Genomic DNA, 1,778 nt, shown 5'->3' on the forward strand with positions numbered 1-1,778 from the left:
GGTTTGACGCCGGGTTTGCGGGCGAACGAAAAGGTGCAGGGAATGCCGAGATCGTCTTCGAGCAGGCGTTTGAGACCGCGGGTGTAGGTTTCGGTTGCGACGACGGCGAAGCTCGCGGTGGCGAAGAAATCCTGGGTGACGCTGCGCCAGAGATCCCAGATCGGCTTGATCGTGGACTCCTTTTCGCGCGCGATGAAGGGTTCGGGGTCGAGGCCGGTGAGTTCGCCGAGTTTACGGAGGAAATTGGTGGTGGCGTGGATACCGAACGGCGCCATCAGATAGGGTTTGCCGAGTTCCTCGCAGAGTTTGCGGCCGAATTCGCGGTAGAGGCAGATGTTGACGCTGGCATCGGCGAGTTTCGGCGTGTCCTTGAGGTGCGAGCCGAGCGGGAAGGCCAGATTGACCTCGCACCCGATGCCTTCGACCAGGCGACGGATTTCCGCGAGGTCGGACGGCATGTTGAACGTGCCGTAGATGGCGCCGATGATATTGACGCGGGGCTTTTCGGTTTTCGGCTCCGGGCGTTTCGCTTTGGCATTGCCGAATTCGCTGTAGAGCCAGACCAGGGCGCGGTCGGCACTCTGCCATTGGTCTTCATCGATCGTGCGGGGCAGGAAGCGGCGCAGATTGGAGCCTTCGGGGGTAACGCCGCCGCCGATCATCTCGGCGATGCTACCGGTGACGACGACGGCGGGCATCGATTGGTCGCCGGCGGCGGCGGCGCGCTTCATCGGGCCTTCGGTGCCGGTCATCGAGAGGGAGTCTTCATCGAGGCCGGTGACCACGATCGGGAGTTCGTGGGGAGGCAGCGCATCGGTGTAGTGCAGCACGGCGGTGACGGGCAGGTTCTCGCAGCCGACCGGACCGTCGATCACGACGCGCAGGCCTTTGATGGCGGAGAAGACATAGACGGCACCCCAGTAGCCGCCGGCGCGGTCGTGATCCTGGACCAACATCAGGCGACCTCCGCTTTCACGGGTTTGGTGACGGTGCGTGGCGCGGGTTTCGGCGCGGGGGGAGCCTCGAAAAAGCTGACCATGCGGCTGAAGCGTTCGCGGCCCTTGCATTGGGTGGCGACGATGGCGGGGAGTGCGGCAGCACCTGCGGCACCGAAGACGGGGCGGGCGGAGACCATGTTGGTGAAATACACCGCCGGGGTGCCGATTTCCTTCGCGGCCTGGACCAGGGGCGTGGTGCCGAGCGCGAGATCGGGTTTGACGTCGCGCATCGCCGCGATGTCCTGCTCGAGCGAGGCGCGGTATTGGACATGGGTGCCCTGGGCTTCGAGCCAGATTCGGTCGGGGTCGCTCCATTCGGTGCGCGGGAGCGCGGTGCCGACATACGGGATGGTGGCGCCGGCTTCGATCAGCAGGCGGGCAACCAGGAGTTCGGAGCCCTCGTAGCCGGAGACGATCATGCGGGCATCGACCGGGTTGGCGGCCATGACGGCGCGGATCGGCGCGAGGGCCTGGGCTTTGGCGCGGTCGATGGTTTTGGCGTCGATATTGGCGGCTTTGCCGATGGCGTCGAGCCAGTCGGCGGTGGCGGCTTCGCCGACCGGGGCGGAGCCGACGATGGCGCGGCCGGCAGCGGCGAATTCGCGGACGCTGGCGGTGTAGAACGGGTGGACCGCGGCGGCGATGCTGCAATCGAGGGCTGCGTAGAGATCGCGCCATTCGCGGGCGGGGAGTTGCGGGCCGATCGCGAGGCCCATGGGCGCGAGCATGGCGGCGATTCCGGGTGGATCGGCGGGGAAGAGTTCGCCGAGCAGGGTGACG

General features: G+C 66.4%; 2 protein-coding genes. Both read right to left on the minus strand.

All coding sequences use genetic code 11. The features are described 5' to 3' along the window. Positions 1-956 (minus strand): chlorophyllide a reductase subunit Z (gene bchZ / locus ACP5E6_RS00875; protein WP_427950398.1); only part of this gene is annotated, 956 nt, incomplete at its 3' end. Further along, positions 956-1,778, minus strand: an 823-nt coding sequence (locus tag ACP5E6_RS00880) for a nitrogenase component 1 (RefSeq protein WP_427950401.1), incomplete at its 5' end; no start/stop codon positions are given. The genes bchZ and ACP5E6_RS00880, both read right to left, overlap by 1 nt.

The organism is Acidiphilium sp., from assembly GCF_049977125.1.
GTDB lineage: Bacteria > Pseudomonadota > Alphaproteobacteria > Acetobacterales > Acetobacteraceae > Acidiphilium.